22 protein-coding genes are annotated in these 25,902 nt (G+C 74.8%); 15 read left to right on the top strand and 7 right to left on the bottom strand.

What is annotated here, in order from left to right; genetic code table 11:
• Nucleotides 1–112 precede the first annotated feature (112 nt).
• The 4 genes from ABTW95_RS13920 to ABTW95_RS13935 all read left to right on the top strand — a co-directional run bounded on the left by ABTW95_RS13920 (nucleotide 113) and on the right by ABTW95_RS13935 (nucleotide 3,358).
• Nucleotides 113–979 (top strand): ribonuclease HI, encoded by an 867-nt coding sequence (locus ABTW95_RS13920; protein ID WP_396447716.1) that lies wholly within the window; start codon nucleotides 113–115, stop codon nucleotides 977–979.
• A 116-nt stretch (nucleotides 980–1,095) separates the two neighbouring features.
• Nucleotides 1,096–1,605, top strand: a complete 510-nt coding sequence (locus tag ABTW95_RS13925) for a hypothetical protein (RefSeq protein WP_396447717.1) — start codon at nucleotides 1,096–1,098, stop codon at nucleotides 1,603–1,605.
• A gap of 242 nt (nucleotides 1,606–1,847) precedes the next feature.
• A complete protein-coding gene (locus ABTW95_RS13930) occupies nucleotides 1,848–2,522 on the top strand; it encodes a hypothetical protein (protein WP_396454197.1) in 675 nt (224 codons plus the stop codon).
• A complete protein-coding gene (locus ABTW95_RS13935; RefSeq protein WP_396447720.1) occupies nucleotides 2,519–3,358 on the top strand; it encodes a hypothetical protein in 840 nt (279 codons plus the stop codon). Before ABTW95_RS13930 ends, ABTW95_RS13935 begins: the two co-directional genes overlap by 4 nt.
• Before the next feature lie 160 nt (nucleotides 3,359–3,518).
• Here ABTW95_RS13935 and ABTW95_RS13940 read toward each other — a convergent pair whose 3' ends face one another.
• From ABTW95_RS13940 to ABTW95_RS13950, 3 genes are all read right to left on the bottom strand, one after another.
• Nucleotides 3,519–4,556, bottom strand: coding sequence for a hypothetical protein (locus ABTW95_RS13940; RefSeq protein ID WP_500226436.1), 1,038 nt, complete (start codon nucleotides 4,554–4,556; stop codon nucleotides 3,519–3,521).
• 94 nt (nucleotides 4,557–4,650) lie between these two features.
• Nucleotides 4,651–6,150, bottom strand: coding sequence for a serine/threonine-protein kinase (locus tag ABTW95_RS13945; RefSeq protein ID WP_500226437.1), 1,500 nt, complete (start codon nucleotides 6,148–6,150; stop codon nucleotides 4,651–4,653).
• Between the two features lie 214 nt (nucleotides 6,151–6,364).
• A complete protein-coding gene (locus ABTW95_RS13950) occupies nucleotides 6,365–6,790 on the bottom strand; it encodes a limonene-1,2-epoxide hydrolase family protein (RefSeq protein ID WP_396447724.1) in 426 nt (141 codons plus the stop codon).
• Nucleotides 6,791–6,840: 50 nt separating this feature from the next.
• Between ABTW95_RS13950 and ABTW95_RS13955 the strand changes: the two genes are divergently transcribed.
• From ABTW95_RS13955 to ABTW95_RS13985, 7 genes are all read left to right on the top strand, one after another.
• Nucleotides 6,841–9,936, top strand: a complete 3,096-nt coding sequence (locus tag ABTW95_RS13955; RefSeq protein WP_500226438.1) for an AfsR/SARP family transcriptional regulator — start codon at nucleotides 6,841–6,843, stop codon at nucleotides 9,934–9,936.
• A 67-nt stretch (nucleotides 9,937–10,003) separates the two neighbouring features.
• Entirely contained in the window at nucleotides 10,004–11,560 is a 1,557-nt protein-coding gene (locus ABTW95_RS13960; RefSeq protein WP_500226439.1) for an MFS transporter, read from the top strand.
• Between the two features lie 105 nt (nucleotides 11,561–11,665).
• Nucleotides 11,666–12,580, top strand: a complete 915-nt coding sequence (locus ABTW95_RS13965) for an SPFH domain-containing protein (protein ID WP_500226440.1) — start codon at nucleotides 11,666–11,668, stop codon at nucleotides 12,578–12,580.
• Nucleotides 12,581–12,590: 10 nt separating this feature from the next.
• Nucleotides 12,591–12,851, top strand: coding sequence for a type II toxin-antitoxin system antitoxin (locus tag ABTW95_RS13970; protein ID WP_500226441.1), 261 nt, complete (start codon nucleotides 12,591–12,593; stop codon nucleotides 12,849–12,851).
• 2 nt (nucleotides 12,852–12,853) lie between these two features.
• Nucleotides 12,854–13,480 carry a GOLPH3/VPS74 family protein gene (locus tag ABTW95_RS13975; RefSeq protein ID WP_396447729.1) on the top strand — a complete coding sequence of 209 codons (627 nt, stop codon included), beginning with the start codon at nucleotides 12,854–12,856 and terminating at the stop codon, nucleotides 13,478–13,480.
• Between the two features lie 107 nt (nucleotides 13,481–13,587).
• Nucleotides 13,588–14,277 carry a lysophospholipid acyltransferase family protein gene (locus ABTW95_RS13980; protein WP_396447730.1) on the top strand — a complete coding sequence of 230 codons (690 nt, stop codon included), beginning with the start codon at nucleotides 13,588–13,590 and terminating at the stop codon, nucleotides 14,275–14,277.
• A 71-nt stretch (nucleotides 14,278–14,348) separates the two neighbouring features.
• Entirely contained in the window at nucleotides 14,349–15,194 is an 846-nt protein-coding gene (locus ABTW95_RS13985) for an ATP-binding protein (RefSeq protein ID WP_500226442.1), read from the top strand.
• Between the two features lie 44 nt (nucleotides 15,195–15,238).
• Here the strand turns inward: ABTW95_RS13985 and ABTW95_RS13990 are convergent, their stop codons facing one another.
• Entirely contained in the window at nucleotides 15,239–16,657 is a 1,419-nt protein-coding gene (locus ABTW95_RS13990; protein ID WP_396454201.1) for an MFS transporter, read from the bottom strand.
• 110 nt (nucleotides 16,658–16,767) lie between these two features.
• Here ABTW95_RS13990 and ABTW95_RS13995 point away from each other — a divergent pair, with 110 nt between their 5' ends.
• A complete protein-coding gene (locus tag ABTW95_RS13995) occupies nucleotides 16,768–17,346 on the top strand; it encodes a TetR-like C-terminal domain-containing protein (protein ID WP_500226443.1) in 579 nt (192 codons plus the stop codon).
• A 40-nt stretch (nucleotides 17,347–17,386) separates the two neighbouring features.
• Here the strand turns inward: ABTW95_RS13995 and ABTW95_RS14000 are convergent, their stop codons facing one another.
• A complete protein-coding gene (locus ABTW95_RS14000; RefSeq protein WP_396454202.1) occupies nucleotides 17,387–18,463 on the bottom strand; it encodes a mechanosensitive ion channel family protein in 1,077 nt (358 codons plus the stop codon).
• A gap of 159 nt (nucleotides 18,464–18,622) precedes the next feature.
• On the opposite strand from ABTW95_RS14000, the gene ABTW95_RS14005 reads away from it, so the two are divergent.
• Entirely contained in the window at nucleotides 18,623–20,281 is a 1,659-nt protein-coding gene (locus ABTW95_RS14005) for a CocE/NonD family hydrolase (RefSeq protein ID WP_396447735.1), read from the top strand.
• A gap of 37 nt (nucleotides 20,282–20,318) precedes the next feature.
• Here ABTW95_RS14005 and ABTW95_RS14010 read toward each other — a convergent pair whose 3' ends face one another.
• Nucleotides 20,319–20,768: a peroxiredoxin gene (locus tag ABTW95_RS14010; protein ID WP_396447736.1), complete on the bottom strand. Its 450-nt coding sequence runs from the start codon at nucleotides 20,766–20,768 to the stop codon at nucleotides 20,319–20,321.
• Complete coding sequence (locus ABTW95_RS14015; RefSeq protein WP_500226444.1) at nucleotides 20,755–21,381, bottom strand: histone deacetylase; 627 nt, start codon at nucleotides 21,379–21,381, stop codon at nucleotides 20,755–20,757. The genes ABTW95_RS14010 and ABTW95_RS14015 overlap by 14 nt, the downstream gene beginning before the upstream one ends.
• Before the next feature lie 168 nt (nucleotides 21,382–21,549).
• Between ABTW95_RS14015 and ABTW95_RS14020 the strand changes: the two genes are divergently transcribed.
• Both ABTW95_RS14020 and ABTW95_RS14025 read left to right on the top strand, forming a co-directional pair.
• On the top strand, nucleotides 21,550–22,806 hold the full coding sequence (locus ABTW95_RS14020) for a glycosyltransferase (protein WP_396447738.1): 1,257 nt from the start codon (nucleotides 21,550–21,552) through the stop codon (nucleotides 22,804–22,806).
• Between the two features lie 82 nt (nucleotides 22,807–22,888).
• Nucleotides 22,889–25,837 carry a helix-turn-helix transcriptional regulator gene (locus tag ABTW95_RS14025; protein WP_396447739.1) on the top strand — a complete coding sequence of 983 codons (2,949 nt, stop codon included), beginning with the start codon at nucleotides 22,889–22,891 and terminating at the stop codon, nucleotides 25,835–25,837.
• The last annotated feature ends 65 nt before the right edge of the window (nucleotides 25,838–25,902 follow it).

Consider the following 25,902-nt stretch of genomic DNA (forward strand, 5'->3'; position numbering starts at 1 on the left):
ACCTCATTTCCGCGCGCACAAATTCTTGGGTTGATTGCGTTCACAGTCTCTCGTGTGGTTTGCTGTGTACAGAAGTTCCGCTTCCCCCTGATCAGAGCGGAGTTGATGAGCGATGCACGTCCCGACGATGCCGCTGCGGGAGTTCGACGACGCGCAGCGCGAGGCGCCGCCCGGCCTCGCCGCGCGGACGCAGCGTTTACGGGCCTGCGCGACGCGGGCCGGAATGTGCGCGTGCTGCGGGGTGGCCAGGCGGCTGCTGTGGCTGTGCTTCGCCGCCGTCCGGAACGGCGACGACCGCATCGCGGAGATGCTCGCCGCCGAGGCCGAGCACTACGTCGACGCGGGAGAGCACCACCCGGGCTGCCCGCACCTGCCGCCGCGTCCGCGCGGGGGCCGGACGCCGGTGGAGGGGCGGGTGCCCGGGTGGCCCGGGGACGGGCTCGTCGCCGCGACCGACGCGAGCTGGAAGCGCGGCGCCTGCGGGATCGGCTACGTCGTCAGCGACGGCCGGTGGGGCATGCGCGGCTGGGCGTCCGGCCCGCAGGACCCGACCGGCCCCAGCAGGGTGCTGGTCGGCGAGCTGCGGGCGGTGGGCCTGCTGCTCGACCGGATCGGGGACGGCCCGGAGCTGAGGCTGCTGCTCGACAGCCTCCCGGCGCTGCGCTTCCTGCGGGCCTGGCGGCGCGGCGACACCGGGCTGATGCCGGCCGGCTACGACCTGCGCGACCGCCCCGCCGGCCCGCCGTCCCTCGTCCGGCTGGCCCGCCGCGTCGCCGGGCGCCCCGGGCTGGCGTTCGCGCACGTCAAAGGGCACTCCGGGCATCCGCTCAACGAGACCGCCGACTCCCTCGCATCCATCGCCCGCCGCAACGTCACCGAGCCGTTCGACATCCGCCCCCGCGCCGAGGGCCTCGTCGAGGCGTTCCTCCGCGCGTGGCACGACGCCCCTCGCGACGCCCCCGGCGGGATCGCCGCCTGACCTCCGGAGAACCAGATGACCCAGCCATACGCGGCCGCGCCCGAGGCGATCGGGCCGCACGACCCCGTGCGGTCCGGCGGCTCCGTCCCCGGCGACCGCTGACCCGGGGACGCGACATGCGCGCCACCGTCGTCTTCGCCGGACGCGACGAGATCGCCGGCCGCCTCCGCGACAACGTCGTGGAGGCGGCCCGCGCCGTGCTGGACGGGCACCCGGAACCGGCGGTCCGGGACCTCCTCCTGGCCGGCGGCGGGCGGTTCCCGCTCGCCCACGTCCTGGGTACGGCCGACGCGGGCGCGGCGGAACTGATCGGCTCGGCGGTCCGGGCCGTCCACCGGCTGGCCCGGGAAGCGGGCACCGGGGACCCGGAGGCGTACGTCCGCCGCTCCCCGGTGACCGCCCGGATCGTCGACGCCCTCCTCGACGCCCTCCGCGACCGCTTCCTCCTCCTGGACGAGGGCGACCTGCACCGCGACCCGTCCGGCTGGCCCGAGTCGTGGACCTGGGAGACCCGCGACCAGGCCAGGTTCGACCGGGTCCTGGCCCGGTTCACCGGCGACGACCCCGCACACCGCGGCCGCCTCTTCACCCCGCTCGTGAAGTTCATCGAGACGTCCACTCCCTGAAGGAGCCCGAGCTTCCGAGCGAGCGGGGGATTCCGGGCAGTTCCCGACGGCCTGCCGCCCGGCGCACTGCCCCGCGTCTTTCCGCGCGGACCCATGAATTAGTCATTTCTGCGGCGACTCTCAACATGAGTCGATTCTTGATCGTGCCCGCGAAAAGTCCTGGCCAAGGCCGGGGTGGCGGCTCATCGCCGCGGGTACCGACCGAAATGAATCGACGCAATTCCCAAATAGAGAGGACAGCCATGCCCGGCGAGGAACAATATTCTCGTGAATCACTGCCGCCACCCGGCCTGTTCAGTGCCGAGGTCCCCAATTTCGGGCCGGTCGTCGACCCGCCATTCGTCGACGTCCCGGAATTCAGCCGGTACCTTCACCCGGCCGACCGCACACCCGTCGAGTTCGAGACGCTCGAACCCAGAATTCCGGACGAAAGCCGCCATCGGGCGGCGGACCTGGCGCTCGCCTCCGAAAGGGTCGCCGCGAAATTGCGGGACAAGCGCTACGAGATCCTGGACATCGGAACGCGGGCGAAGGACCGCGAAACCGACCACCCGCTGGTGATCATCTACGACTACACCGACGACGCCGTCGTGGAGGTCGAGGTCGATCCCGTGCGCAGGGCGGTGCAGGACGTCCGCGTCGAGCGCTACCAGCCGCCGGTGACCGACTCCGAGCTGAGCGACGCGCTGGACCTCGTGCGCGAGCACGGCGTCCTGTCCGAGGCCGGGATCGACATCGCCACCGGCGTGGGGCTGATCGTCGAGGACGTGAACGCGCAGAGCCCGCGCCACGGGCACCGGCTCGTCGACGTGCGCTTCGGGCCCGCGGACCGCTACGTGCCCACCGCCTTCGCCATCGTCGACCTGAGCGCGCGCGAGGTCGTCAAGGCCGGCCTGATCACGGAGTCGGCCTCATGACCGTCTACGGCCGGGTCAGCTGGCCTCCCGAGGCCCCCAAGTGGACGTTCCTGTGGGAGCTCGTGGACGGCGACACCGAGGCCATCGCCTTCCGGGACGTGTACTTCAAGGGGATCAAGGTCCTCCACAAGGCGAGCCTGCCGATGATCCGCGTCCACTACGACTCCGGCGCGGGCCCCTACAAGGACCAGCTCGGCATCGGGAACATGCGGGTGCCGGTCAAGGTGTACGAGCACGTGCAGTCGGGCCACCGCCACCTGGTCGTGGAGAGCTACCACGTCATCAGCAGGTACCACATCGTCAACCGGTGGTTCTTCCGCGACGACGGGCTCATCCAGCCGCAGCTGCACAGCGCGGGCCTGCAGCACAACGCCACCCACCAGCACCACGTCTACTGGCGGTTCGACTTCGACATCGGCGGAGCGTCCAACAACCTGCCGCTGGAGCACGACCCCGGCCAGACCACGAACTGGGGCTACGGCCCCGGCTGGAGACCGATCCGGGGCGAGGAGGCGTTCTGGTTCTGGAACCGGTCGTGGGCCGTGATCAACAAGCAGTCCGGCCTCGGCTACCTCCTCAACCGCGGGGAGTTCGACGGCAAGAGCGACTCCTTCGGCCGGATCGAGGGCGCCGCGGTCGCCTACCGCGCCTCCGAGGACCTCAAGGGACGCCTGGGATCCCGCTTCGACGACGAGATCTACCAGCACGTCACGGGCGAGTCGGTGGACGGGAAGGACGTGGTGCTCTGGTACGTCGCGCACCTGCAGCACATCTACCACGGCCCCGAGTTCGAGTGGCACGTCTGCGGCCCTCTTCTCTGGCCGCTCCGCTACTGATGCCGGCGGAGGCGCCGCGTGCGCTCCCGTCCCTGACCTGACCACGCGTCCGGCGGGCGCAGCCGGGCCTCGCGCCCTCTCGCCCGCCGGCACCCCCTGCCGATCGCCCACGCCCGCCGCCTCGCAACTCACGAAAGCGAGCGGCCCGGCCTTGAGGGGGTCAGGAGGCGTTGGTCATGGTCAGGGGGCCGCCGCCCGGGGCGGTGCCCACGGCGACCATGGCGCCGTTCGTGCCGGAGACGGGGGCGAGGTCGAAGCCGCCTCGGTTGCGGGAGCCCGTGCCCGTCTGGGCGGGCATGGGGGTTGACTGCCAGGTCTCGCCGTCGAAGCGGTAGAAGACGGCGCCCGGCTCGGTCGGGTCGGAGCCGGTCCACAGGGAGCCGTCGTCGCCGACGCGGTAGCCGATGTGGGCGGAAGGCGGTTTCGGTATGGCGGTCCAGGCGCCGCCGGTGCGGAGCATGAGGTCGTCCTTGCCGGGGCCGCTGAGCAGGACGCTGCCGGGGCCCGCGGTCACAAGGTCGGTGTAGCCCTCGGGGACGTCCGGGACCTCCCAGGAGTCGCCGTCCCATCGGACGATGGCGGGACGGAAGGGGCCGAGGACGCTGCCGGCCGCCCAGAGCTCCGTGTCGCTCACCGTGTAGACCGCGTGGACGAACACGCCGGTGTCGTAGGTGGTCCAGGTGCCGTTCCGCCATCTCGCGAGGCAGCCGTTGCTCACCCAGACGCCGTCGTCGACGGCCTCCACCTGGATGTAGTGGGAGCTTTCGCAAGCCTCGGGGAGCTGGATCTGCGACCAGCGGGATCCGTCCCAGTGGGCCAGATAGCCCCCGCCGCCCTTGGCGCCGGACAGCCAGACGTTCCCGGGGAGCGCGTCGATGTCCACGGGCTCCAGGTTCCACACGCCGGGCGGGTTGCGGTTCTGCCAAGAGGAACCGTTCCACTGGCGGACGATCGCGTTGGAGCTGCAGATGGTGCCCGCTCCGAAGCCCGGCCACGACCAGTCCACGCAGGCGTGGCCTTCGAAGCCGGCCGCCCAGATGTCCTGCGGGCCGGGCGCGGTGACGCCGGTCAGGCCGCTCTCGGGCCAGAGGCGGGGCGGGGGCTCCGTCGTCCGCCACGGGCGTTCGGCCGCGTCGGCGGGGGCGGCCAGGCCGGTGAGGAGGACGGCGACGGCTCCGAGCATCCATGCGCGTCTCATGTCCGGCATGGTCCCGCAAACCCGGGCGCCGTTACTTGTATCAACCGTGACAGGAAATACTGGCAAGTTTGCGTTATCGTGCGGGGTTCGCGTCCTAGAAGGTGCAGTCGGGGATGTCGGGGACGGGCTGGTCGCGCCAGGTCGGCGAGACCGAGGAGGCCGGGTACCAGCCCCAGCCCTGGTTCCGGTAGCGGTCGTCGCCCTGGGTGTAGAGCCAGGTGGTCCCGGTGCCCTCGGGGTTCGCGGCGCCCTCGGTCTGGCACACGAACCAGTTGGTGGACGACCGCAGGTAGCCGGTGCGCGTCCCGGCCGCGGGTTCGAGGAAGATCGGCCCCTGCTTCGCGGTGCGGCAGGACCAGGTGTCGAAGCTGCGGCCCTCCGGATCGGTCACCTGCCGCCCTTCGAACGAGCAGCGCTGCGCCGCGGGCGTCCGGCCCGCCGCCGGGGACGAGGGGGCGGACGGGGCGGACGGGCCGCCGCCGCGATTCGACGCGATGAGCAGGCCGGTGACCAGGGTGGCGGCGAGGCCCAGCGCGCCGATGCCCACCCAGAGCGGCCATGTCCTGCGGGCGGGCGGCGCCGCGGCGGGGGCGGGCGGGTACGGGCCGGGGGCGTACCCGGGCGGCGGGGCGGGGGCGTACCCGGGCGGCGGGGCGGGAGCGTACTCGGGGGCGTACGCGGGCGGTGCGGCCGCGGTGTGCCCGGCGGGCGGCATGGTCGTCGTGGCCTCGGCCCGGTATTCGTCGACCATCCGGGTCGCCGGGGCGGGCAGCCATTCGCCGATCGGGCCGGCCGCGCCGTCCTGCCCGGTCCGCGCCAGCACCTCGGCGGGCGAGGGGCGGGCGGCGGGGTCCTTCGCCAGGCAGGAGGACACGATGTCGCGCAGCCCCGACGGCAGCTCGGACACGTCCGGCATCTCGTGGACGACCCGGTACAGCAGGGTGTGGGCGGGGCCGTCGCCGAACGGGCGGACGCCGGCCGCGTGGCACAGGACCGCGCCCAGCGCGAAGACGTCCGCGGGCGGGCCGACGTCCTCGCCCCGGACGTGCTCGGGGGCCATGAACCCGGGCGTGCCGACCGAGCCGCCCGGCACCGTGAGCGCGGTGCCCTCCAGCGCCTGCGCGATCCCGAAGTCGATGACGCGGGGCCCGTCCGAGGCGAGCAGGATGTTGGACGGCTTCAGGTCGCGGTGCACCAGGCCCGCGGCATGGATCGCCTCCAGCGCCTCGGCGAGGCCCGCGGCGAGGACGCGCAGCGACCGTTCCGGAAGGGCGCCGTGCTCGGCGACGACGGCGGCGAGGGACGGCCCCGGCACGTAGGCGGTGACGAGCCACGGCGGGTCGGCGGACAGGTCGATCTCCACCACCTGCGCGGTGTGGAAGCCGCCGACCCTGCGGGCCGCCTCCGCCTCGCGGGCGAACCGGTCGCGGAACTGCGCGTCGGCGGCCAGTTCGGGGCGGATGACCTTCACCGCCACCGCACGGCCGCCCGGCGAGTAGCCGAGGAACACCTCGCCCATGCCGCCGGAACCGAGGCGCCCCGCAAGCCGGTAGCGGCCGATCGCCTGCGGATCTGCCGGACGCAGCGGCTCCATCTCTTCCCGACCCTCCCGAGTCCCGCCCGCGGGCGGCCCGCCCACCCCGGTTTCCCTGGACGGCACCATAACGCTCGCGGGCCGTCGCCACCCGGCCACCGGCCGGCGGAGCGGCGCGGGCCCGGCGGCCGGACCCGCGCGGCCGGGCGGACGGCGGCATGCGGAAGATCGTCCGCGGCTCCGGCCGGCGCGGCCGGAAGCGGACGGCGGCGCGTCAGCGGGGGCTGGTGCGCGGGCGGGGTGAGAGGGCGGAGAGGAGGACGCCGCCGAGGCCCTTCGCGCTCGCGGCGAGGAAGGTCGTCCAGTCGAAGTAGTCGCGCCAGAGGGTGATGCGGCCGTCGTGCACCTCGAAGGTGCCGCAGACCCAGAACTCGGCGCGCCAGGAGCCCCTCTCCAGCACGTCGGTGCGTTCGGTGAGGACGACGGGCCCGTTCGCGGCGATGTTGCGGACCCGGGCCTCGAAGCCGGTGCCGTAGCGGGCCATGCCGCGCAGGGTCTTCTCGACGGCGGGCAGGCCGCGGGCGGGCGGCAGCGGGACGTTCTGGTAGACCATGCCGGGCGCGGCGTAGGTCAGGGCCCGGTCGATGTCGAGGTCTTCGAGCGCGGAGAGGAAGTCGGTGACGGTCTGGATTTCGGTCATGGCGCTCCTCCGGGGTCGGAGACACCACGGTAGTGCGGGAGAATCCGGGCATGCGGTTCGGCATCCTGGGAGCGGTCGAGGTCCGGCGCGGCGGCGAGGCCGTGCCGGTGGGCGGGCCCACGGTGCGGGCGCTGCTGGCCATGCTGCTGCTGGACGCGGGGCGGATCGTCCCGGCCGAGCGGCTCATCGACGGCCTCTACGGGGATGACCCGCCGAGCGGCGCGGCGAACGCGCTGCAGTCGCAGGTGTCGCGGCTGCGGCGGAGCCTCGGGGACGCGGCGCCGGTGGAGGGCCTGGCCGCCGGGTACCGGATCGGCGTCGAGCGCGACGATGTGGACGCGCACCGGTTCGAGCGGCTCGCCGGCGAAGCGCGGCGCGCCGCGACCCCGGAGGCGGCGGCCGCGCTGTTCGAGGAGGCGCTCGGGCTGTGGCGCGGCCCCGCGCTCGCCGACGTGAGCGCGCCGTTCGCGGCGAGGCAGGCGGCGCGGCTGGAGGAGGAGCGGGCCGCGGCCGTGGAGGGCCTCGCCGAGGCGCGGCTGCGGGCGGGCGACCCCGAGGCCGCGGTCGCGCCGCTGCGCGGCCTGGTGGACGCGCAGCCGCTGCGGGAGCGGGCGCGGGCGCTGCTGATGCGCGCGCTGCACGGCGGCGGGCGGCAGGCGGAGGCGCTCGCGGTGTTCGAGGACGGGCGGCGGGTGCTCGCCGACGAGCTGGGCGCCGACCCGTCGAAGGAGCTCGCCGAGGTGCATCTGAGCATTCTGCGCGGCGAGACCGGGCCCGAGCCGGTCAGGCCGAACCTGCCGGCGCAGCTCACCAGCTTCGTCGGGCGGGACGAGGAGCTGCGCCGCGTCCGGAAGATGCTCGCGGAGGGGCGGCTCGTCACGCTGCTCGGCCCCGGCGGCGCGGGCAAGACGCGGCTGGCGATCGAGGCGGCGGGCCGGGAGGACGGCGAGGTCTGCTTCGTCGACCTGGCGCCGGTCGTCGCGGACGAGGTCCCGAAGGCGCTGCTCGGCGCGCTCGGGCTGCGCGAGGGCGGCATGCTGCCCGCGTCCGGCGAGACCTCGCCGGACGCGGTGGAACGGCTGGTCACGGCGCTGGACGGGCGGCGCGTGCTGCTCGTCCTGGACAACTGCGAGCACGTGGTGGCGGCCGTCGCGCGGATCACGCACCGGCTGCTGAGCGCGTGCCCGCGGCTGCGGGTGCTGGCGACGAGCCGGGAGGCGCTCGCGATCACCGGCGAGGCGCTGCGCCCGCTGCCGCCGCTGGAGCTGCCGCCCGACGGCACGCCGGCCGCGGAGACGCAGGCGTATCCGGCGGTGCGGCTGTTCCTGGACCGGGCCGAGGCGGTGCGCCCCGGGTTCGCGGTGGACGAGGGCAACGCCGGCGCCGTCCTGCGGATCTGCCGGGCGCTGGACGGGCTGCCGCTGGCGATCGAGCTGGCGGCGGCGCGGCTGCGGTCGCTGCCGGTCGCCGAGGTCGCGACGCGGCTGGACGACCGGTTCCGGCTGCTGTCGCGCGGGAACCGGGCGGCGGCGCCGCGCCACCAGACGCTGCGCGCCGTCGTCGAGTGGAGCTGGGACCTGCTGGACGAGGCGGAGCGGACCCTCGCCCGGCGGCTGACGGTGTTCTCCGGCGGGCTCACGCTGGACGCGGCCGTGGGCGTCTGCGGCCTGGACGACGCCGACGAGCCGCTGGTCGAGCTGGCCGACAAATCGCTCCTGCAGAGCGACGGCACCCGGTACCGGATGCTGGACACGGTCCGGGCGTTCTGCGCGGAGCGGCTCGACGAGGCCGGGGAGCGGGAGAGGTTCGAGCGCGCCCACGCGGAGTACTTCGCCGGCCTGGCCCGCCGCGCCGACCCGCACCTGCGCGGCGCCGAGCAGCTCGAATGGCTCGACCTGCTCGCCGCCGACCACGGGAACCTGCACGCGGCGCTGCGGTGGGCGGTGCGGGCCGACCGCGCGCTCGCGCTCCGGATGATCGCGGACCTGTCGTGGTACTGGTGGCTGCGCGGGCGGGTGGAGGGCGCGGCGCTGGCCGCCGAGCTGCTGGAGGCCGTCGGCGCCGACCCGCCGGAGGGGCTGGACGAGGAGTACGTCCTGTGCGCGACCAACGCGGTGTCCGGCGGCGTCACGGGCGAGCGCGCGGTCGCGTGGCTCGACCGGGCCGCGGCGCTGCTGCGCGGCATCGACCGGCAGGTGCGGTACCCGGCGGTGGTCGTCATGTGGGCGCTCACCGCGGGGCCGGACCGCACCGACGCCGCGATGTTCGCCCGGCAGGTCGGGGACGACCCGTGGACGCGCGCGCTGGTCCGGATGAGCGACGGGTTCGTCGCCCAGTTCGCCGGCGACATCGCCGCGACGGAGGAGGCGTGCGCCGAGGCGCTGCGGGGGTTCCGGGCCTGCGGCGACCGGTGGGGCATCGCCAACGCGCTCGACACCCTCTCCCAGGCGGCCGGCTGGCGCGGCGACCACGCCCGCGCGATCGCGCTGCTGGACGAGGCGCTGGAGCTCGTCGGCGAGCTGGGCGCGCTGGAGGACACCGCCGACCTGCTGTACCAGCGGGCGCACGTGCTGATCCGCGGCGGGGACCCGGAGGCGGCGCGGGCCGGGTTCGAGCGCGGCATCGAGCTGGGCCGGCGGGCGGGCACCCCCGACAAGGTCGCCGCCGGCTACCAGGGGCTCGGCGACGCGGCGCGGCTGCTCGGGGACGCCGCGCAGGCGCGCCGGCTGTACGAGACGGCGCTGACCGGCTACGCCTCGGAGCGGTTCATCGCCGTCGCGGCGCGCGGCGCGGTGCTGATCGGGCTGGCCTGGCTGGCGATCGCCGAGAACGACACCGGGCGGGCCCGCGACCTGCTCCGCGAGGCGCTGGAGGGCTCGTTCGACCACCCGCTGTTCCTCTACCAGACGAACGCGGCGACCGCGCTGGCCGGGGTGGCGGCCGCGGAGGGGGACGGGGAGCGCGCGGCGCTGCTGCTCGGCGCCGCGAAGGCGCTGCGCGGCATCCAGGTCGCCGGCGACCCCGACGCCGAGCGGGTCGCGGCGGACGCCCGCGCGCGGCTCGGCGGCGCCGCCTACGAGCGGGCCTTCGCCGAGGGCGCGGCGCTCCCCCGCGACCGGGCCCGCGCCCTGCTGACCGACTCCTGACGGCGCCGGCCCGCGCGGTCAGCGGACGGTGCGGGAACGGTCAGCGCCGCCCGCGACCGTTGCGGGCATGAACACCTCGACCCGTGAGAACCCGCACCCCCGCAAGTGGAGCACGTTCGCGATCTGCCTGCTGGTCGCGCTCGTCCCGAACATCGACCTGACCGCGCTGAACCAGGCCGTCCCGCACCTGAGCCGGGACCTGGACCCCTCGGCCACCCAGATCCTGTGGATCGCCGACGCCTACGGGTTCGCGCTCGCCGGCCTGCTGATCACCATGGGCGGGATCGGCGACCGGATCGGGCACAAGCGGCTGCTGCTGATCGGCACGGCGGTGTTCGCCGCCGCGTCCGCGCTGACCGCGTACGCGCCGAGCGCCGAGCTGCTGATCGCGGCCCGCGCGCTGCTCGGTGTCGCGGGCGCGACGCTGATGCCGTCGTGCCTGTCGCTGATCCGCCGGGCGTTCACCGTGCCGAAGGAGCGCACGGCGGCGGTCGGCGCGTTCATGGGCATCGCCGGCCTCGCCGTCGGCCTCGGCCCCGTCCTGGCCGGCGCGCTGCTGGACCACTTCTGGTGGGGCTCGGTCTTCCTGATCAACGTGCCGATCATGGCGGTGGCGCTCGTCGCCGGCGCGGCGCTGCTGCCGGAGTCGCGCAACCCGGTGCCCGGCCGGCTGGACCTGCCGAGCGTGCCGCTGTCGGTCCTCGGCGTGCTCGGCGCGGTGTACGCGATCAAGGAGGCCGCCGCGCACGGCCTGGACGAGACCCGCGTCTACCTCTCGCTGGCGGCCGGCCTCGCCGCGCTGGCCGCGTTCCTCGTCCGGCAGGGCCGGGTGGCCGAGCCGCTGATCGACGTCCGGCTGTTCCGCCGCGCCGCGTTCACCGGGTCCGTCGGCACCAACATGTTCGCGATGTTCACCCTGGTCGCCCAGTCGCTGATCTTCTCGCTGTTCTTCCAGCTGGCGCTCGGCTGGTCGCCGCTGAAGGCGGGCCTGGCCGGGCTGCCCGGCGCGGCCGGCGCGATGGTCGGCGGCGCCGCGCTCGCCCCGCCGCTGATCGCCGCGCTCGGCCGCGCCCGCGTCGTCGCGCTGGGCATGGTGCTGTCCGCCGGCGGCTTCTCCGTCTTCACGGTGGTCGGCCTGCACACCTCGTACTGGACGATGCTCCCGGCGATGCTGCTGTCCGGCGCCGGGATGGGGATGGCGATGACGGTCACCGGCGACACCGTGCTCGCGTCCGTCCCGAAGGAGCGGTCGGGCGCCGCGTCCGCGATCTCCGAGACGGCGACCGAGCTGGGCGGCGCGCTCGGCATGGCGGTCCTCGGCAGCGTGCTGAACGCGGTGTACCGCAACGTCCTGGAGCTGCCCGCCGGGACGCCCGCCCCGGCCGCGTCCGCCGCGCGCGACTCGCTGAGCGGCGCCCTCCAGGCCGCCGCGCGGCTCCCTCAGGAACTGGCCGCGCAGGTCGGCGACGCGGCGCGCGGCGCCTTCGTGGACGGCATGCACGCCGCCCTGATGTGCAGCGCCGGGTTCGCCGCGCTGGTCGCCGTCTTCGCGCTGGTGACGCTGCGCAACGTCCCGAAGGACATCGCGGACGCCGAAGAGCCCGAGCTCGTCCCCGCGCCCTGACCCCGCCCCCTGACCGCACGCCCTGCACGGACCGCCGCCCTCCTCCCGGGGATGGAAAATGTGATATCACTTTGCTAGATTAGTGATAACCAGGAGGAGGGCGACATGACGGACACGGGGGCCAAGGTGGAGATGCCGCGGCCGAAGATCGAGGAGCGGCCGGCCCGGGACCGCGGCGGATGGACGATGCTCGGCGTCGGCCTGCTCTGGATCGCGGTCGGCTGCGCGGCGATCGCCGTGGGGATCGTCGCGGGCGGCGGCGCCGCCATCGCGACCGGGGGCACGGTGGGCGGGCTGCTGGCGCTGGCCGGCCTGGTCGTCCTGGCCGGGCTGACCCCCGTCGCGCCCGGCGAGGCGCGGGTGCTGCAGCTGCTCGGCCGGTACTCCGGGACGGTCCGCACCGACGGCCTGCGCTGGGTGAACCCGCTGACCGAGCGGCGCCGGGTGTCCACCCGGATCCGCAACCACGAGACCGGCCTCGCCAAGGTCAACGACCTGGACGGGAACCCGATCGAGATCTCCGCCGTGGTGGTGTGGCAGGTCGCCGACACCGCGCGGGCCGTGTTCGAGGTCGACGACTTCGTGGAGTTCGTGGCGTTCCAGACGGAGGCGGCCGTCCGGCACATCGCGGGCAGCTTCCCCTACGACGCCGCCGACCGGACCTCCCTGCGCGACAACGCCGACGAGATCACCGCGCAGCTGTCGGACGAGCTGGCGCAGCGCGTCGCGTCCGCCGGGGTCGTGATCATCGAGTCGCGGATCACCCGGCTGGCCTACGCGCCGGAGATCGCGCAGGCGATGCTGCGCCGGCAGCAGGCGGGCGCGGTCGTGGCGGCGCGGCAGCGGATCGTGGAGGGCGCGGTCGGCATGGTGCAGCTCGCGCTCGACCGGCTGGACGAGGAGAACGTGGTCGACCTGGACGAGGAGCGCAAGGCGGCGATGGTCAGCAACCTGCTGGTCGTGCTGTGCGCCGACCGGGACGCCCAGCCGGTGGTCAACACCGGCACCCTCTACCAGTAGCCCGGAACCAGTGGCGGAACGCAAGAAGATCCTGCTGCGGCTCGATCCGGCCGTCCACGACGCGCTGGCCAGGTGGGCGGGGGACGAGCTGCGCAGCACCAACGCGCAGATCGAGTTCCTGCTCCGGCAGGCGCTCGCCGACGCGGGCCGGATGCCCCGGTCGGCGGGACGGATGCGAGGGCCCGGCCGCCCGCGCAAGGCGGAGCGCGCCGCGGACGTAGACGAAGACGAAGACGAGGACGACCCGCCGGCCGGCGGGGGCGAGGACTAGCCATGGTCGATGTTCCGGAGTCGCTGCCGGCGCGCATGTACCTGCTGGCGTACGACCTGAGGAAGCAGCGGATGACCCGGTGCGGCGCGCGGCTCGGCTACGTGCTGCGGGCCGCCGCGCTGACCGAGCTGTACCTGGACGGGCGGCTCGGCGACGAGCGGCGCCGGCCCGTCCCGGGGACGCCGGGCGACGACCCGTACGGCGTGCTGGCGCAGATCGCGGCCTCGCGGCCCCGGTCGTGGCGGCACTGGGTGCGCAAGGACGCCAAGGCGATCGTGCGGACGGTCCAGGACGAGCTGGTGCGGGACGGCTGGATCCGGGTGCGGGGGCGCCGGATCCTGGGCCTGGTCCCGCACCGGGACGTCACCGTGAAGGACCCGCGCGTCGTGAAGACGCTGTGGGGCGGGGCGTCCTCGGCGCTGCGCGGGCGCCCGGTCGCGCACGTGAACAGCTACGACGCGGCGGCGGTGGCGCTGGCGGCGGCGGGCGAGCTGACGTCGGTGCTGCCGGGCGCGGACCGGCGGCGGCACCGCCGCCGGATCGAGGAGCTGACGGCGCGCAGCGGCCCGGCGGCGCCCGCGGTGCGCAAGGTGATCCGGCAGCTCAACGCGGCGGCGGCCGGCGGCTGACCGCGCGGCCGCCCCCGCCAGTGCGGATTCCTACAAGATCCGGGCCTTCCGGTTTGTACCGGGCGCCACCGGCGGCGGGGACGGCGGCGCCCATAGCCTTCTCGGACATGGAACCCGAACGCGTGATCTATCCGCTGCTGAAGCACGTCGTCCTTGGGCCCGCGATGCGCGTCGCGTTCCTTCCGCGGGTGAGCGGGCTGCGGCACGTCCCGCGGATCGGCCCGGTGATCCTCGCCGCGAACCACCTGGCGTTCCTCGACTCGTTCGTGCTGCCGCTGATCGTGCCGCGGCGGGTCCACTTCCTCGGCAAGCACGAGTACTTCACCGGGGCCGGCGCGAAGGGCCGCGCCATGGCGACGTTCTTCCGCAGCGTCGGCGCGATCGCGGTCGACCGGTCCGGCGGGCGGGCGGCATTCGACGCGCTGGACGCCTCGGCGGCGGTGCTGGAGCGCGGCGGCGTGTTCGCGATCCACCCCGAGGGCACCCGCTCCCCCGACGGGCGGCTCTACCGGGGGCGGACGGGCGTCGCGCGGCTGGCGATGCGGACCGGCGCGCCCGTCGTGCCGGTCGCGATCCTCGGCACCGACAAGGTGCAGCCGCGGGGGCGGGCCGTCCCGAAGCCGGGCCGGATCGGGCTGCGCATCGGCCCGCCGATGGACTTCCGCGGCCGGGACGACGGCGTCCCGCGCGGCAAGGCGGCGCGGCAGGTCACCGACGAGATCATGGAGGCGATCCAGGGGCTGTCGGGGCAGGAGTACGTGGACGACTACGCGCCGCGGCCCGCCGACACGGAGTGACATTCCGGACGTCCGGACCATGTTTGAGCCCGACCGAAAGGGCACGACATAAGGGGACGGACGGAGATGACGTGGAAATCAGCCTGGACCTCCAGCTCCCGAGGGACGCCGCCAGCGTCCCGGCGACCCGGAGGCTCCTGGACGCCGCGCTCGCCGCACTCGGGGTCGAGAACCGCATCCGCGACGACATCGAGATGATGCTCACCGAGGCGTGCACCAACGTGATCAAGCACGCCGAGCACGGCGCCGACTACACGGTCCGGGCGGTCATCCAGGACCGCCGCTGCGTGATCAAGGTGATCGACTCCGGCGCCGGGTTCGACGCCGAGCGGGTGCCGCGGCCGGATCCGTCCGCCGAGCACGGGCGCGGCCTGCTGATCATGCGGTCGCTGGCGGACGACGTCCGGTTCCGCTCGTTCCCCGAGGACGGCGCCCTCGTCTCGCTGGAGAAGCGGCTGACCTACGGGGAGGACAGCCTCGGCGGGCTGCTCACCGCGGGCAGCAGGGTCCCGGTCCTGACCGGGACCGACCCGGGGATGGAGGACTTCGCGGCGCGGCTGTTCGACCTCGCGCGGTCCGGCGACACCCGGCGGCTGGTCGACTTCGTCGAGGCCGGGGTGCCGGTGAACCTCGCCACCGAGCGGGGCGACACGCTGCTCATGCTCACCGCCTACCACGGCCACCCGGAGACGGTCCGGGCGCTCGCGGCGCGCGGCGCCGACCCCGAGCGGGCGAACGACCGCGGCCAGCGGCCCCTCGCGGGCGCGGTGTTCAAGAAGGAGGCGAAGGTGGTGCGGGCCCTGCTGGACGCGGGCGCCGACCCGCGCGCGGGCTCGCCGTCCGCCCTGGACACGGCGCGGATGTTCGGCAACGCCGAGTTCCTCTCCTGGTTCGAGGAGGCGGCCCCGCCCGCCTGACCCGGCCGCTTGACCCGCCCGCCTGGCCCGGCCGCCTGACCGGCTCACGGCCGCACCCGCAGGACGAGCACGGCGACCAGCAGCGCGGCGGCGGCGAACCCGGCGCCGGTCGCGAACGCCGCGTCCATGCCGCGCATCGCGTCGCCGCCGGACGCGGCGTGCCCGTGCACGGTGACCATGACCGCCGAGCCCAGCGACGCACCCGACCACAGCATCGTCTGCGCCACCCCCGACGCCGCGCCCGACTGCCCGGGTTCCACGCTCGCCAGGATCGTCGCGTTCAGCGGCAGAATCGCCAGCCCGCCGCCCGCGCCCACCAGCAGGAACGGCACCAGCAGCCCGGTCGCGTAGCCGTCCCCGGGCGAGAGCCGCGACAGCCACAGCAGGCCGCCCGCGACCAGGACCGCGCCCGCGGCGACGAGCGGCCGGGCGCCGGCGCGCGCCATCAGCCGCGGCGCCAGCCGCACGACGGCGAACTGCATCCCCACCATCGGCAGGAACGCGGCGCCCGCGCGCAGCGGCCCGTACCGCAGGACCTGCTGCAGGTACTGGGTGAGGAAGAAGAACGCCCCGAACATCGCCGCCGTCAGGCACAGCTGGACCAGGTAGGAGGCTGCGCGGTCGCGCCCGGTCAGCAGCCACAGCGGCATGACGGGCTGCCGGGCGCGGTGCTCGATCGCGGCGAACGCGGCGAGCAGGGCGGCGGCGGCCCCGGACGCGGCGAGCGTCCGCGCGTCGCCCCAGCCGGCCGATCCGGCCCGGATCAGCGCGTACACGAGCGCGGTCATGCCGAGCGTGGAGGCGACCGCGCCGGCGGCGTCGAAGCGGCCGGGCCGGCGGGCGGTCTCCGCGAGGACGCGCGGCGCGGCCAGGAGCAGCGCCAGGCCGATGGGGACGTTGACGAAGAACACCCACCGCCAGGACCCGGCCTCGGTCAGCACTCCCCCGGCGATCATGCCGATCGCGGCGCCGGCGCCGGTCACCGCGGAGAAGACGCTCAGCGCGCGCACACGGGCCTGCCCCTGGAAGCCGGCGGCGATCAGCGCCATCGCGCTGGGCGCGGCGACGGCGGCGGCGACGCCCTGTGCGGCGCGCGCGGCCAGCAGCCAGGCGCCGGTCCCGGCGAACCCGCCGAGCAGGGACGCGGCGGTGAACAGCGCGACCCCGGCGGTGAACGCGCGGCGGCGGCCGAACACGTCCCCGGCGCGCCCGCCGAGGAGCAGCAGCCCGCCGAACGCGAGCATGTAGGCGTTCTGGATCCAGGCGAGGCCGCCGGTCGTCAGGCCGAGGCCCCGCTTCACCTCCGGGAGCGCGATGGTGACGATCGAGGTGTCCAGGCCGATCATGAGCTGGCCGCCGACGATGACGGCGAGGACGATTCCTGGGCGATGATGGGAGGAGGCGGCATCTCCCGGGGCGGCGGGCTCCGGGGGCGCGGCCGTCCGTTCGTTCGATGAGGTCAAGGCGGGACCTTCCCGAGGATTTAAGGAACGGCGACGTACACTATGTGGGGAACCTATCACCGATTCGCTCGAAAGAGAACGGTATCGTTCACTATTTTGGGGAGCGCGTCGTGACCCCGGCCACCCGCCGCCGCGGCGGCGACCTGGAAGCGGCGATCTTCGACGCCGTGTTCGAGCAGCTGGAGACCACCGGCTACCGGAAGCTGACCATGGAGGGCGTCGCGGCCGCCGCCCGCACCGGCAAGGCCGCGCTCTACCGGCGGTGGAAGTCGAAGGACGAGCTGATCACCGACGCGCTCAAGCACGTCCTGCCCGAGCCGCCGACCGCGCCCGACACCGGCAAGGTGCGCGAGGACCTCCTGGCCATCCTCACCTGCACGCGCGACACGCTGGTCGCCTGCCGGGGCGCCGCGTTCAAGGTGCTGAAGGAGGAGACCGAGCAGGGCAAGGGGCTCGTGCACGAGGTCGTCCACGACCGGCTGTCCAAGCCCGTCCGCGACCTGCTCTACGACGCGCTGCTGCGGGCCGCCGAGCGCGGCGAGATCCGCCCCGGCGCGGCGACCCGGCAGATCGCGAACGTCGGCCCGGCCGTGATCGTCTACTACAACCTCGTGGAGGGCGGCCCGCTCGACGACGCCTACGTGGCCTCGGTCGTGGACGAGGTGATGATGCCGCTCATCCGCCCGTGACGGGCCGGAGGACCGTGACGGGCCTGCGGGCCATGTCCGGCTAGAGGGCCAGCTCGTCCTTGCGCGGCACGCCGTTCGCGCGGGACGGCTCCTCCAGGGCCACGCGGTGGTGCCAGTACGGCGGCGCGATGCCCTCCTCGCGGAGCGCCCTGTGCAGGCGCTTGAGGAACTCGTGCTTGATGGCGAACTGGTCGCCGAACTCGCTGGACCGCAGGATCACGTGGAACCCGACGGTGGCGTCGTTGAAGTCGTCGAAACGGACCAGGACGTTGGAGTCGGCCACTCCGCCCTGGACTTCCTTCATCACCTCGTGGCCCACCCGAATGAGGAGCTGCTCCACCTCGTCGAGGTCGACCTCGTAGTGCACCTTCGCGTACACCAGCACCGACATGTCCTGCGCGGGCCGGTGGTAGTTGGTGAGGATCGTGTCCGAGAAGCGCTGGTTCGGGATGACCTCGATGTTGTCCGACAGCGTCCGGATGGAGGTGTTGCGCCAGTTGATGTCGACGACGTACCCCTCCTGCCCGGTGGACAGCTTGATGTAGTCGCCCGGCTCGATCGTCTTGGACGCGAGGACGTGCACGCCCGCGAACAGGTTGGCGAGCGTGTCCTGCAGGGCCAGCGCCACCGCGAGGCCGCCGACGCCCAACGCGCCCAGCAGCGGGGTGATCGACACCCCGATGCTCTGCAGCATCACCAGCAGGCCGATGCCGAAGACGATCACCCGGGTGATGTTCGCGAAGATCGTGACGTTCGCGGCGACGCCCTGCCGGGCCAGCGCGATCGAGGTCACCGACGCCGCGATCAGCCGGGCCAGCGCCAGCGAGACCACCAGGATCGTCGCCGCCGTCAGCACCTTGGCGATCACGTCCAGGGTGCCGCGCGGCAGCTCCAGCACCTTCGCCGCCGTCCACAGGCCGAGCAGCACCGCGAGCGGCATCGCCAGGTCCCGGATGAGGCGGGCGGCCAGGTCGTCCCACGCCCACCGGGTGTCGCCCGCGCGCCGGGTCAGCCGGCCGGTCAGCAGCCGCAGGAGGAGCGCGGCCGCCAGCGCGACCGCCATCACGACGGCGGCGGCGATGACGCGCGTCCAGCTCAGGTCGCCCAGGTCGCCCATGACGCGTGAAACTCTCCCTCCGCGAACCGTGCAGGCCCGCAAGATCCCGATTTGCCGTGTTACGCGTCCCCGATCGTAGTGAAGACCCGGAGTGCTGCGAGGCACATCACGGGGGTTGTGGCTCCGGGTTCGGCCGATCTGGCGATTACGATCGGTCGCGTGGTAGGGGTGGGAATGATGCGCCGGCTGGGGGTCACGGCGCTGGGACTGCGCAACGGGCCCCACAGGGTGGCGGTCGAGCGCGACCTCCCCGTTCCCGCCGCCGACGGGGTGACGCTGCTGGCCGACCGGTACGCCCCCGTCGACGTCGACCGGGCGCCCGTCGTGCTCGTCCGCTCGCCCTACGGGCGGCGCGGGCCGTTCGGGCTCATGTGCGGGCAGGCGTTCGCGTCGCACGGGTTCCAGGCCGTGGTGCAGAGCGTCCGCGGCGGCTTCGGGTCCGGCGGCGTGTTCGAGGCCCTCGACGAGCGCGAGGACGGCCTGGCGACCATCGAGTGGCTGAAATCACAGCCGTGGTTCGGCGGGACGTTCGCCATGCACGGCCCGAGCTACCTCGGCTACGTGCAGTGGGCCGTCGCCGCGGACGCCGGGCCCGAGCTGAAGGCCCTGTCGATGCAGGTCACCGCCTCGACGTTCCGGGACGCCGTCAACGTCGGCGGCACGTTCGCGCTCGAGTCCGCGCTGATCTGGGTCGACCTGACCGCCCGGATGAAGAACTCCCTCTCCGGCATCACGACCGGCATCATGTCGCCGCGCCGCGCCCGCCGCGCCGCGCTCTCCGGGCGCCCCATCGCCGAGCTCGACCGGATCGCGACCGGCGCGCAGCAGCGCTTCTTCCAGGAACTGCTGGTCAACGGCCCCGACACGCCGTTCTGGGACAAGCGCGACTTCAGCCCCACCGTCTCCGAGGTCACCGCGCCGGTGAACATGACGGGCGGCTGGTACGACATCTTCCTGCCCTGGCAGATGAAGGACTACGCGGCCCTGCGCGCCGCCGGGCGGCGGCCCTACCTGACGATCGGCCCCTGGTTCCACGCCGACCAGCGGATGATGCGCGGCTCGGTCGCCGATTCCGTCCGCTGGTTCCGCGCGCACCTCCTGGACGACCCGTCCGAGCTGCGCGAGCAGCCCGTCCGCCTCTACATCACCGGCGCCGGCGAGTGGCGCGAGTTCCCCGACTGGCCCGTCCCCGGCATGCGCGAGGAGCGCTGGCACCTGCAGCCCGGGGGCGCCCTCTCCCCCGCCGTCCCGCCCGAGTCCGAGCCCGACGCCTACCGGTACGACCCGAACCACCCGACCCCGTTCCTCGGCGGCCCGACCCTGCTCGGCGAGACCCGCCCGTCCACCGACCAGCGGCGCCTGGAACGCCGCCGGGACGTGCTCACCTACACCTCCGCCGTCCTGGACGACGACGTGGAGATCATCGGCCCGGTCACCGCCGACCTGCGCATCCGCTCGAACCGCGAGCACACCGACTTCGTCGTCCGCCTCTGCGACGTCACCCCCGAGGGCGAGTCGCTGAACCTCTGCGAGGGCATGCGCCGCCTCGTCCCCGGCGCCCCGGAACCCGGCGCCGGCGGCGTGCGCGCGGTCGCCGTCGAGCTGTGGCCCGCCGGCCACCGCTTCCGCCGCGGGCACCGCATCCGCGTCCAGGTGGCGAGCGGCGCCTACCCGCGCGTGGCCCGCAACCCCGGCACCGGCGCGCCCATGGGCACCGCCACCGAGATGCTCACCGCCGACCAGGAGATCTTCCACACGCCGGAGCACCCCTCGGCGATCAACCTCCCCGTCGTCGGCAGGGCGGCCGCCGCGGGCTGACGCCCGCCGCGCCGGCGTGCGCGACCGGACGGAGCCCTCACCGCTTGCGGAGGGCCTCCAGGGCCTTGTCGGCGTGGGCGTTCATGCGGACCTCGCTCTTGACGACGGCCAGGACGCGGCGGTCGGTGTCGATGACGAAGGTCTGGCGTTTGGCGGGGAGGAAGCTCAGGGCGCGCGCGACGCCGAAGCGGGCGCGGACCTCGCCGGACGGGTCGGACAGGAGGGGGTAGCCGAGGGAGTGCTTGTCGGCGAACTCCTTCTGCTTGGCGACCGGGTCCGCGCTGATGCCGACCGCCTGGGCGCCGGCCTCGGCGAGCTCGGCGGCCAGGTCGCGGAAGTGGCAGGCCTCGGCGGTGCAGCCGGGGGACAGCGCGGCCGGGTAGAAGAACAGGACCACCGGGCCCTTCTCCAGCAGGCCGCTCAGGGTGCGGGGCTCGCCCGTCTCGTCGGGCAGCTCGAAGTCGTCGACGATGTCACCGGGGTTCATGGCCCGAACCTAGCAGCGCCGCGATCGCCCGCTCGGTCCAGGCTCCCCGGGCGCCGGGCCGGGCGGCGAGGTAGGACGCGGCGCGGCCGGCGGTCCAGCCGTGGGCCTCGCGCAGGCCGTTGCCGAGCATGGCGAGATACGGGGCCGTCGGCGCGTTTGGGGCGGCCGGGTGCGGTGAGGTGAAGGTGAGCATGGGGTGGCCGGCCCGTTCGCCCACCCGGAGGACGGTCTCGTAGCGGCCGGGGCCGAGGCGCTGGCGGCCGCGGGCGAGGACCTCGGACAGGTCGTGGTCGGTGCCGGGGTCGCGGCGCATCTCCTGGGAGAGGACGTCGCAGAACTGGCGCCGCGTGAGGAGGTAGGCGCGGGCGGCGGCGCGGCCGGGGAGGTCCGGGTCGTAGAAGGCCATCCCGCCGCCCCAGGTCGAGGAGGTGTGCGCGAAGTAGATGCCGCCGGGGATCGTGATCGACTGCTCGGCGCGGGCGGGCCGCGGGTCGCGGCAGCCGGCGTGCCGCCGGGCGCCGCCGGGCGGGCGGCCGCCGGCGAGGTAGCACTGGAATCTCTCCCGGAAGAGGTTTGAGCCGTAGGCCACATACCAGATCGGATCGTCGCTCACTTGGCCCAGTATTCCCGCAGGTCGGGGGTGGTTTGTTCGGGCCAGGGCGGGCCGGGCCGCGTTTCGCCAGGTTTGACGGCCGGTGGGATCGGATATGAAACTGGCCGAGCAGGTGTCTACGACGCAGATACCTCCGTGCTTCCCCTGTGTTGTCCCGGAGGATCCGTCATGCATCGCTCGCTCAACATCGCACTCGTGTCCGCCTCCGACCTCGACGGCGAACACCTGCAGTCAATCCACGTCCGGGATCTCGCTCGTTCGCTGACCCGTCCGCTCACCGCGGACGGCGAGCCGAACCAGGTGACGGTCTACGCGCGGCGGCAGGACAAGTCCGCCCGCGGCCGCACCAAGCTCGCCCCGGGCGCCGTGCTGGTCAACCTCGACGCCGGGCCCGCCCGGCCCCTGTCGGACGAGGAGCTGCTCCAGCACATCCGCGACTTCGCGGACGGTCTGCGCCGCCGCTGGTCCGGTTCCGGACGCCCCGACATCGTGCACGCGCACGGCTGGGTCGGCGGCCTGGCCGCCTGCGCCGTCGCCCGTGAGCTGGGCATCCCCTTCGCGCAGAGCTACCACGGCGTGGCGGCGGCCGAGCGCCGCGCCGGGCGCCGGGTGCACCCGCACCGCGACCGGCTGGAGAAGGCCATCGGGCGGGACGCCGACATCGTCCTCGCCGGGCACGCCGAGGAGGCCGGCCAGGTCGTGCGGATGGGCGTGCCGCGCCCGTCGGTCGCGGTCGTCCCCTACGGCGTGGACGGCGAGCACTTCGCCCAGGTCGGCCCCGCGATGCCGCACGGCGACCGGCGCCGGCTCGTGATGGTCTGCGACGACCTGGAGACGGGCGACGTCGGGACCGCGCTGCGCGCCCTCGTGCACGTCCCGACCGCCGAGCTCGCCGTCGCCGGCGGCCCGGAGCGCGAGGACCTGGAGAGCGACCAGGGGGTGCACCGGCTGCGCCTGCTCGCCAAGGAGCTGCACGTCGCCGACCGGGTGATCTTCCTCGGCCGGGTGCCGCGCAAGAACCTGCCGAAGCTGCTGCGCACCGCGAGCCTGGCGCTCTGCCTGGCGCCGCACGGGCCGTGCCCGTCGGTGCCGCTGGAGGCCATGGCCTGCGGCGTGCCGGTCGTCGCGACCCCGGCCGGCGGGAGCGCCGACGAGGTCCTCGACCACATCACCGGGCTGCACGTCCCGGCGGGGCGGCCGGTCGTGATCGGCCGCGCGGTCCGGCAGCTGCTGTCCGAGGCGACCACGCTGCACGGCTACTCGATCGCCGCCGCCGACCGCGCCCGCTCCCGCTACTCGCTGGAGCGGATCGCCGCGGAGACGCTCCGCGCCTACCTGAAGGTGCTGCCCGCCCCCGAGCCCGAGGCCGGGCCGGCGGAGGACGAGGCGGCCGAGGCCGGCCGGACCCCCGCGCTGGTCGGCTGAGCCGGCCCCCGCTCTGCGGGCCCCGGATCCCTCCCCGGATCCGGGGCCCGCGCACGTCCGGCCCGGTGGAATACTCGACGGGGTGAGCGGCGTGCTGATCGGCCGGAGGGCGGAGCTCGGCGAGCTGACCGCCGCGCTGGCGCGGGCGGGGTCCGGCTCCGCCGGCGCCGTGCTGGTCAGCGGCGACGCGGGGGTCGGCAAGTCGCACCTGGTGGCCGCGCTGACCCGGGCGGCGCGCGACGAGGGCTGCGCGGTGCTCGTCGGGCAGTGCGCGGAGCTGGGCGAGAGCATGCCGTACCTGCCGCTCGCGGACGCGCTGTGGACGGCCGCGCACTCCGGCGCCCCCGAGGCCGGCGAGGTGCGCGCCGCGCTCGACGCCCGCCCCGTGCTGCGGCGCCTGCTGCCGGACGGCGACGGCGGCCCCGGCACGGCCCCGGAGCTGGGCCAGCAGCAGCTGTTCGGCGCGGTGCTCGGGCTGCTCGGCGAGCTCGGGCGGGACCGGACCGTCCTGCTCGTCCTGGAGGACCTGCACTGGGCCGACCGGTCGACCCGGCACCTGCTGACGTTCCTGTGCCGGGTCCTGCAGCGCGAGCGGGTCTGCCTCGTCGGCACGTACCGGTCGGACGACCTGCACCGGCGGCATCCGCTGCGGCCCGTGGTGGCGGAGCTGCTGCGGCTGCCGAACGTGACCGGCGTGGAGGTGCCGCCGTTCGGCCCCGCCGAGACCGCCGAGTACCTGGCGGCACTTTCGCGCGGCGCGGCGCCGGTGACGGCGGAGATCGTGGAGCGGGTGCACCGCCGGTCGGAGGGCAACCCGTTCTACGCCGGCGAGCTGTACTCGGCCGAACCCGACCTGCGAGAGGGGGCGGCGGAGCTGCCGTCCGGGCTCGCCGACCTGCTGCTGTCGCGGGTGGAGCGGCTGTCGGACGCCGGGCAGCGGGTGGTGCGGGTCGCGGCGGTCGCGGGCCGGCGCGTGGACGACGAGCTGGTGCGCCGGGTGTCCGGGCTGGACGAGGCGGCGGTCGGCGAGGCGCTGCGCGAGGTGGTGTCGCACCAGCTGCTCGTCCCGTCCGGGACGGGCTACACGTTCCGGCACGCGCTGCTGCGCGAGGCCGTCTACGCCGACCTGCTGCCGGGCGAGCGGACCCGGCTGCACGCCGACTTCGCCCGCCTCCTCGCCGACCTGCCCGCCGGGACGCGGGGGTCGGCGGCGGAGCTGGCCCACCACAGCCTCGCGGCGCACGACCTGCCGGCCGCGTTCGCCGCGTCGGTGCGGGCGGGGCGGGAGGCCGACCGGCTGGGCGCGCCCGCCGAGGCGTTCGGGCACTACGAGCGGGCGCTGGAGCTGTGGGAGGCGGTCCCCGGCGCGGAGGAGGCCGCGGGCACCGACCGGATCCGGCTGGCGCTGAACGCCGCGCAGGCGTCCGCGCGGGCCGGGGAGCTGCGGCGGGCCGTGCACCGGCTGCGCCGCCTGCTGGACGTCGCCGACCCCGCCGACCCGGCGCTCGGCTCGACGCTCCGCGAGCACCTCGCCGCCTACCTCGGCGACCTCGACGAGGACGCGGAGTCGCAGGCGATCGCGCGGGAGGCGGTCGCGATGCTGCCCGCCGACCCGCCGACGCGGGAGCGCAGCTGGGCGCTCGCCACCTACGCCCGGACGCTGCTCTCCCGGGATCCGCACGGCGAGCTGCCCGGGCTGGCGGAGAAGGCCGTCGAGGAGGCGCGCGCCGCCGGGGCGCCCGGCGCGGAGGCCAGCCTGCTGACGACGCTCGGCCTGTACCGGGAGTCGCGGGAGGCCGACACCGGCGTGGCCGAGGTGTTCGCCCGGGCCAGGGACCTCGCGGCCGCCCGCGGCGAGACGTCGATGAGCGCGATGCGGGCCGCGTTCCACTACGCGCGGACGAAGTTCGACCGCGGCGACCTCGCGGGAGCGATCCGCGCCGCCGACGAGGGCGTGAAGTTCGCCCTCGACAACGGGCTCGGCTGGAGCACGTTCGGGACGGTGCTGCGCTCGCTGCGCTACCTGATCCACTACACGACGGGCAACTGGGCGGAGGCGAACCGGCTGGCGGCCGGCTTCGCCGTCCAGGTCGTCCGGCCCCATGAGGCGCAGGTGTCGGCGTACGCGCTGTTCGTCGAGGTCGCGCAGGGCGGCCCCGACGTGGCGGAGCGGCTGCGGTGGATCACGCCGCTGTGGGACCAGGACGCGTTCCTCAACTACGTCGCCCGGGGCCTCGCCGCCGAGCACGCGCTGTGGAACGGCGATCCCGACACCGCGATCGATCACGTCGAGAACGTCCTCCGCACCGTCTACGCCGAGACGGTCGGCGCGATCCGCATCGCCGCGACCGGGCTGTGGGCGGAGGCCGAGCGGGCGGCGCGGGCTCGCGCGGCGGGCGACGAGGCGGCGGCGCGGGCGTCGGCCGAGGCGGGCGACAGGCTGCTGCGGATCGCGCGGGCCGTCGTCGCGGTCACCACCGACGGGCAGCCGCGCACCTGGCTCGGCGTCGAAGGGCTGGCGTGGCTGGCCCGCGCGGAGGCGGAGCGGCGGCGCGTCGACGGCGTCCACGACGTGGAGCTGTGGCGCAGGACCGCCGACCTGTTCACCTACGGCGACCCCGCCGGCGGGTTCGTCTACGAGGTGGCGCGGTCGCGGTGGCGGCTGGCGGAGGCGCTCGCCGAGAACGGCGACCGGGAGGAGGCGGCGGCCCAGTGGCGCTCCGCCGTGGAGATCGCCGAACGGCTCGGCGCGCGGCCGCTGCTCGCGGCGCTGCGCGACCTCGGCGCCCGGGCGCGGCTCGGCCCGGCGCGCCCGGCGCCCGCGCCGTCCGGCGGCCCGCTCTCCGCGCTGACCGCGCGGGAGCGGGAGGTGCTGAAGCTGGTCGCGGAGGGCCGCAACAACCGGGAGATCGCGGCGGCGCTGTTCATCTCCCCGAAGACGGCGAGCGTGCACGTGTCCAACATCCTCGCCAAGCTGAACGTCACCAGCCGCACCCAGGCCGCCGCCGTCGCGCACCGCGAAGGGCTCTGACGATTCCCATTCGTGTGATCTCGCATTTCCCGAGGGCTCCCGGATGGTGAGCCGCGCCTCGACCG

Source organism: Spirillospora sp. NPDC127506 (assembly GCF_040302145.1).
Taxonomy (GTDB): Bacteria; Actinomycetota; Actinomycetes; order Streptosporangiales; family Streptosporangiaceae; genus Spirillospora.